General features: G+C 56.0%; 4 protein-coding genes and 2 pseudogenes. All 6 read left to right on the top strand.

The genetic code is table 11. From position 1 onward, the window contains the following. Positions 1 to 129 (top strand): annotated as a pseudogene (locus ACGYK7_RS18765) (SCO family protein); the annotation flags it as partial. Between the two features lie 168 nt (positions 130 to 297). Continuing rightward, positions 298 to 1,647: an efflux transporter outer membrane subunit gene (locus ACGYK7_RS18760; RefSeq protein ID WP_067930665.1), complete on the top strand. Its 1,350-nt coding sequence runs from the start codon at positions 298 to 300 to the stop codon at positions 1,645 to 1,647. Positions 1,648 to 1,683: 36 nt separating this feature from the next. Next, a pseudogene (locus tag ACGYK7_RS18755) lies at positions 1,684 to 2,021 on the top strand (transposase); the annotation flags it as partial. Positions 2,022 to 2,074: 53 nt separating this feature from the next. Then, positions 2,075 to 2,434 carry a hypothetical protein gene (locus tag ACGYK7_RS18750; RefSeq protein ID WP_037954968.1) on the top strand — a complete coding sequence of 120 codons (360 nt, stop codon included), beginning with the start codon at positions 2,075 to 2,077 and terminating at the stop codon, positions 2,432 to 2,434. Positions 2,435 to 2,654: 220 nt separating this feature from the next. Continuing rightward, a complete protein-coding gene (locus ACGYK7_RS18745) occupies positions 2,655 to 4,043 on the top strand; it encodes an efflux RND transporter periplasmic adaptor subunit (protein ID WP_394403911.1) in 1,389 nt (462 codons plus the stop codon). 11 nt (positions 4,044 to 4,054) lie between these two features. Continuing rightward, entirely contained in the window at positions 4,055 to 7,192 is a 3,138-nt protein-coding gene (locus ACGYK7_RS18740; RefSeq protein WP_394403910.1) for an efflux RND transporter permease subunit, read from the top strand. Positions 7,193 to 7,487 lie beyond the last annotated feature (295 nt).

Here is a 7,487-nt window from a genome sequence, read left to right as displayed (position 1 = left end):
CCGGATGGTTACACGATGGGCCACACGTCGCATCTGTTCCTCTTCGATCCCGACGCGGGCTTCGCCGACTCGTGGCCTTACGGCACCTCCGCCGAAGAGATCCTCGCCGATCTAGAAGAGAGGATCTGACCGACATGAACCGTATGTCCGGAGAAACAGCCCTAGAACTTGACGGCTCTGAGGAACTCTATACAAGCTAATATTTTCTAAATACTTAGCTACTCATAACAGCGTGTTGAGTGAAACACCTCAATCCCCCGCAAATCCAAAAGATGATCCAATATACAGGAATGACAAATGAACCGTCCCTATCTGCTTTCTATCTTAGCATCCACGGCATTGGTTTCATGTACCGCTGTTGGCCCTGATTATACGCCACCCAAGACACCATTAGAAACGTCATTCATTGGCGGTGGCGGGGCTCTCGGAGAAGTCGCGCGCGATGAATGGTGGAAACGGCTAAATGACCGGCAAATGAACCGGCTGGTAGACCGAGGCCTCACACAAAACATCGATATTGCAACGGCTTTACAACGTATCAAAGCCGCAAATACAGACCTGAGGCAGACAGGTATCGCTGACCAGTTCTCAGGTGGACTGGATGCACAGGCGCAGAGAAACAATGGTGACCCAATTTCAGGTGATCCCTCTGAAAGTGCGACGTTCGGGGCGAATTACATCCTCGATATTTTTGGTGGTGTTCGCCGTGACGCACAGCGCGCGACAGCGGGTGTAGAAGCAGCCAAGTTTGATGCAGGCACTGTCCGGCTTGCCCTAGTTTCCGGTGTCGTTTCCAACTATATCGACGCCCGGTATTTTCAGGAAGCGTTGGCTTTAACACGACAGAATATCGCGAGTCTCCGGCGGACCCAGTCCTTGATCAGAGCGCAAGTTGAGCAAGGCGCGTTGTCAGAATTAGATCTTGCCCGATCAGCAGGTCAGCTCGACACAGCAATTGCCGACCTCCCTCCGCTTGAATCCGCATTCGAAGCCCGGGTTTTTGCAATCGCGACATTGTTGGCCGAACCAGCTCAGCCGCTGCTTAAACAGATGATTGCAGGCGCACCACAACCTTATCCCCACGGCAAAGGGTCAACAGGCGTCCCTGCTAATCTGCTCCGCAATCGTCCAGATGTATTGGCCGCTGAACGCCGTCTAGCTGCCGCAGTTGCCGGAGTAGGTGTCGCAGAAGCACAGTTGTACCCATCGGTCACTTTATCTGGCTCAGTGACAGCGGCAAACTCGTCAGAATGGTCCTTTGGTCCAGCACTTTCATTCCCCATCCTCAACCAAGGTCCGCTACGCGCTAGGCGAGATGCGGCAATTATTTCTGCCACGACCGCCGAGCTGGAATGGCGTGCACAGGTGTTGGCCGCGGTGGAAGATGTGCAAAAAGCTCAAAGTGAATTTTCACGAAAACAAAGAGAAGTGGCCGCATTGCGCGCTGCTCAACGTTCAAGGGATCGTACTCTTCAGTTGAGCCGCAAAGTTTTTGAATTAGGCGAGCTCAACTTACCAGACCTGTTGGACGCCGAACGATTTGCAAACGCAGCACGCATATCCCTCGCCGCGGCAGTAAGAGATTTGGCCCAATCGTGGTCAGCACTTATGGTGGCGACTGGTCGTGGATGGGGCGACGTAGGCTAAAATTGGCGGCCCACCCAAAACGCTCTACAACCGATGGAACCGCTATACAACCGATGGAAACGATGGAGCGATAAGGGCGTCTTCGCCCGGATGATGGCTGGTCTGGCCGTCGAGCACTGCGAAAAGAAAACTATGATGATCGACGCCACTTACTTGAAGGCTCACCGGACAGCGACCAGCATGGGCGTGAAAAAGGGGGGGCGTGGAAGACTGATCGGCCGCACCAAGGGCGGCATGAATACCAAGCTGCACGCATCTGCGACAGCGAAGGCCGACCCCTGAACCTGTTCGTCACGGCGGGTCAGGTCAGCGATTACATCGGCGCACGAGCATTGCTGAGCAGCCTATCGGATGTCGACTGGCTGCTCGGGGACATGCGACAAAAAGCGAATGGACCATTGGTTACATGTCCTGTAAAGGTCCCATTATGAAGTACTTGTCTGCCATTCGTGTTGCTAAAATTGGGTTGGCCATACTGCTTTCGGCTGCTCTGAATTTCAACATTGCAAAAGCCGATGCCTATGTATTTGAGGCAAGTGAAGCAGTCTTTGAAAAAGTTGTCTTTGCTACCGATATGGTTAATCTTGATTTAACTGCTCAGGATCAAAGATATAGCGAGAATGGTGAGGCATCCCATGGCTTTGGCGATTGCCATATCCACATTATTGGACCGGGGCAGGTGCAGTTGGCATGCGATCAGTCGTCAGCAGACCGATCGCGACATTGGGCTGACGCCTCTGTGGTCCTTGCCACGCTCCAAGGTTTTTACCGTCCTCCGCGAGGCTGATCTGCCCCTATTGCAGAGTGGTATTTTACATATGCCGTGTCGAAACGGGCTTTGTAAAACTCATAAATATCACAGCAGATCAAACCGTTTGAGCCGAACCTGTTTCAGGGCCACTTCATCGGTTTGATCATGGCAGACGAAGTTCCAACAGGTACCCGGACGTGTTTTCGGTGACCTATTCAATCCCTGGAGTACGATTATGAAACCGACAACAATGACCATGGCTGCGCTGACGGTGGGCGTATTAGCCTTGGTCCCGATCACTGGCGCGACTGGAAATGCGGAAACGCCATTGCCAATGACTGCAGCAGCTGCAGCAGCGCCGCAAGATGACGATCATGCCGGAGAAGCTGCAGATGCACACGGTGATGACGACCACGCCGATGAAGCCAAAGACGCGCCCGGCGATGACGACCACGCCGGTGAAGCCAAAGACGCGCATGGCGATGACGACCACGCCGGTGAAGCCAAGGATGCGCATGGCGATGACGACCACGCTGGTGAAGCTGAGGGCGCACACGGCGATGAAGGCGGTGGCGATGTTGTCAAACTGGCCCCCGAAGTCGCGAAAGAGGCCGGAATCTTACTAGAGCAAGCTGAGTTGGGAGCCTTGGGCGAGTCCCTCAGCCTGCCAGCAGAAATCCGCTTTGACGCAGACCGGATGGCAAATGTCACGCCCAAGGTGAGCGGAGTCATCGACCGGCTTTTGGTTGGTGAAGGCGACACCGTTGCCTATGGAGATACGCTGGCACTGATCACAAGCCGCGAGCTTGCAGGGTTGAAAGCGAAATGGATGATTTCAAAAACGAACGAAGCCCTTGCGGCAAAGTCGTTGACGCGCCTGGAAGGGCTGTGGGCGCAAAAGATCACATCTGAGGTAAATGTCCAAACGGCCCGCGCAGAGCATGAATCGGCAAAGACCGAAAGTGAAGCTGCGGAAACCGAACTGCATGCCGTCGGAATTGACCACGCCGCTCTCGAAAAAATAGCCACTGCTCCGGATGGCAACAATGCCAATGCCTATCTGACTGCACCACTTGCGGGAACAATTGTACGACGTGCGGCGACGCTGGGAGAAACGGTAACAGCCGGGGATTCCAGCGCCAAGGTGCTGTTCACGATTGTCGATGATAGCGTAATTTGGGCCGATATAGCGGTTTACAAACAGGATATCAGCCGCGTTCTCGTTGGCGCGCCGGTTGCTCTGAAATCAGGTGCTGGCGATGTCATTGCTCAGTCAACGGTGGCATTTGTCCTACCCGTAATTGATGAGGTGTCGCGCACGGCGACGGCGCGTGTCATCATCGACAACTCTGATAGGTCCCTGACCCCCGGCCAATTTGTGATTGCAGATCTCAGCGTCGGCAATACCTCGGAGGTTTTGCGTGTGCCACAATCCGCCGTGCAACTGGTAGAGGATAGTCCGTCTGTTTTTGTCCCTGTTGAGGGTGGGTTCGCACCGCGCGCCGTGATGGTCGGCACAACCGCTGGCGGCTATGTGGAAATCCGCAGCGGGTTGGAGGAAGGCGACCTCTTTGTCTCCGACGGTGCCTTCACACTCAAAGCCCAACTTGAAAAAGACGCCTTTGGCGACGGCCACGGACATTAGGATAGCTGATTATGACTGATTTTATGCACCGCATCGCAGGCGGCTGGCTTTTGGCGGCCATTGCGGCTTTTGCGATGACGCTTGGCGGGCTTTTTGCGTTTCGCGCCTTGCCTGTTGATGCCTTTCCGGACGTGACACCCGCGCTGGTTCAGGTTTTCACCGAAACCGAAGGGCTCGCCCCCGAAGAGGTTGAACGCTATGTGACCTATCCAATCGAAACGGCAATGTCGGGCCTGCCCAAACTCAAAAATATGCGGTCGGTATCGAATTTTGGGCTGTCGGTGGTGAACATCTATTTCGAGGACGGGACGGATGTCTATTTCGCCCGTCAGGTCGTGGGCGAGCGGCTCGCCGAAGCGCGTGGCAACATCCCCGACGGGTTTGGCGACCCGCAAATGGGTCCGATTTCAACCGGGCTTGGCCTCATCCTGTATTTCCGTCTGGAAGATCAGACCGGCGCACGCAACCTTGTCGAGATGCGCGAAATTCAGGACTGGATCGTCAAGTATCAGTTGCAGACCGTGGCGGGTGTCACCGAGGTTTTGTCCCTTGGTGGCTATGAAAAGCAATATCAGGTCAGGCTCGATCCCGATGCGCTGCTTGCCTATGATATTCAAATCGCCGATGTGATCAGCGCATTAGAGCGCGGAAACAAAACCGAAGGGGCGCAATTCCTCGAAATCGGTTCTGAACAATATACGGTGCGCGGCGTTGGACTTGCCAAGACAGTTTCCGATCTCGCGGAGATTGTCGTCAACGTCGACGACGGGCGCACGGTGCGCGTGCGCGATCTAGGCCATATCACCGTGGGCGGTGGCGTTCGGCAAGGTCTTGCAACAGCCAATGGTGAAGGCGAAGTTGTCGCAGGGTTGGTTCTGAAACTTTATGGCACCAACACATCCGATGTCATCGCGCGGGTCCAGAAGCGCTTTGAGGAAATCAACGCAAGCCTGCCGGATGGTGTACTGGCGGTCCCCTACTATGATCAGGGAACGCTGGTAAACAAGGCCTCCGCAACCGTCACGACGGCGTTGTGGCAGGGGGCTGTACTCGTAGCGTTGGTGGTGTTTGTCTTCCTGGGCGGCTGGCGTCCCAGTCTGATTGTGGTCCTGTCGATCCCGTTTTCCGTAGGTTTTGCGTTTATCGCAATGTACGTGCTCGGCATCAGCGCCAATCTGATGTCATTAGGGGGGGTCGCCATCGCCATCGGGATGATGGTCGACGGGGCGATTGTTATCTCTGAAAACGTGGATCGCAGCTTTGAGGAAGACGACGGCTCTGAAGAGCCGCGTATGTTGGTTGCCCGATCTACCGCCGAGGTAATCGCACCTCTGGTGGCGGCGGTTGCCGTGGTTATCGTTGTTTTCCTGCCGCTTTTCTCGCTGCAAGGGGTTGAGGGCAAAACCTTCCGGCCCTTGGCGGCATCGGCTGCACTCGCCATGACCGGATCGCTGTTCTATGCGGCCCTGATTGCGCCTTCCATGGCCTTTTCGGTGATGCGCCGATCCGGCAAGAAGGCCCCTGACAAGCCGGGGCGGACTGTCGCGATGGTCAGTGGTGCGGCCGGGTTCTTTGTCCGTAACCGTTTTTTCGCCATCGTCCTGTGCGGCATATTTTTGGCGGTGGGCGGTTTTGCAGGATCGCGACTTGGTTCCGAATTTACGCCATCGTTGGAGGAAGGCGATATTCTGATGCGCGTCACCATGGCACCCTCGATTTCGCTTACCGAAGGAACGAAGACGACGACGCTTGTGGAAAAGCGGCTGTTAAAGAATTTTCCTGAAATCAAGTCCATCGTGACCCGTATTGGGCGTGGTGAGGTTGGCGCGCATGCTGACCCGACCAACAGCGCCGAAGCCTTCATCGAGCTGAACCCGGTCGATCAGTGGCGGCCCGGCTTGTCTGCCGAAGGTTTGCGCACGGCGATTTCGGAAGATCTGGAAAGCTTTCCGGGGATTGTGGTAAATATCGGCCAACCCATCGCGATGGCTGTTGATGAATTGCTGACCGGCACACGCGCCGAACTGGCCGTCAAAATCTTTGGACCGGATTCCGAAATTCTGTTGGAGCGATCACAAGTCCTGCAATCACTCCTGCAACAGGTTGAGGGTTCTGCCGAGGTACAGGCCGACCAGATCACCGGTGCGCCGCAACTTGTGGTAACCGTGGATCGGTCAGCCCTTGGTCGCTACGGGCTTGATGTTGAGGACGCGTTGGATGGGCTGCGTGCAGCCGTCGGCGGGGCCGAAGCCGGATCACTGTTCGAGGGCGTGCGACAGTTTCCGATAATGGTGCGTTTTGACGAAGAAAGCCGCGACACACCGGAGGCGATCAGACGCATCGTGCTGGAATCGCCTTCGGGCGCACGGGTGCCGCTGGACACAGTGGCCAATATCGAAACTGTAATCGGTCCACGCCAGATCACACGCGAAGATGGCGAACGCTTCATCACGGTCCAGTCCAACGTGCGCGGTCGCGATATCGGCTCTTTCGTTGCCGAAGCGCAGACGTTGACGGACGCTCAGTTGGATCTACCGCCCGGGTATCGTTTGGTCTGGGGCGGCCAATTCGAGCTTCAGCAACAGGCGAATGCCCGTTTCAAAGTGGTTATTCCGATTACGTTGGGCATCGTTCTGCTGATCCTTCTGGTAACCTTTGGTCGCCTGAAATCAGCGATCCTCATCCTGTTGAATATCCCCTTAGCGCTGACGGGTGGTGCGATGGCGCTCTGGTTGACAGGGTTGCCGGTGTCGGTGCCTGCTACTGTCGGGTTTATCGCATTGTTCGGCATCGCGTTGGGCAACGGTATGGTATTGGTCAGTTTCATGGATGATTTTGCGCGCGCCGGTCGCAATCTGGAGGCTTTGGCCATTGAGGCCGCAGGGCTGCGCGCGCGTCCGGTCCTGATGACCGCCATGACGACGGCACTTGGGCTGGCACCATTGCTCTTTGCCAGCGGCGTCGGTGCCGAGGTTCAGCGCCCGCTTGCTACTGTGGTAACCGGGGGGCTTGTTTCGTCAACCGTGCTGACGCTACTCGTCATGCCCGCCCTGCACCGGTGGTTTGCGCCCAGACAAGGTGGGCATCATTCACTTGTCGAAACGGGCCACGAGCATCGTAAGAAGGCAACATCTGTAAAGAAGGCTTAGCGCGTATATGTTCTGATACGAAGGCGAAGGTGCACAGCTGTTTGGCGGTGCGTGCACCCTTGCTGCCGTACTTTGGGTTGTAAGCGCCACGCCGATCCCCTCCTGCCGCTTTGAAGCTGTCTGTGCGAGTCCTGCTGTCGATGTGAGGCAGGATAGGACGTAAGCGACGGCTGCGCCCCACCTTTCGACTGAGTTGATCCAGTGCGAATGGTTTCCTGGGTGTTGTCACATTAACGGTCCTGAGGTTGCTGGTTCATTGATCTGGGCGTAGGCGGTGTCGATGCAGACACAAAAG

The sequence above is a fragment of the Sulfitobacter sp. 1A15299 genome (assembly GCF_043556915.1).
Lineage (GTDB): Bacteria > Pseudomonadota > Alphaproteobacteria > Rhodobacterales > Rhodobacteraceae > Sulfitobacter.
The sequence above is the reverse complement of the archived record's forward strand: the minus strand, read 5'-3'. Positions and strand labels throughout refer to the sequence as shown.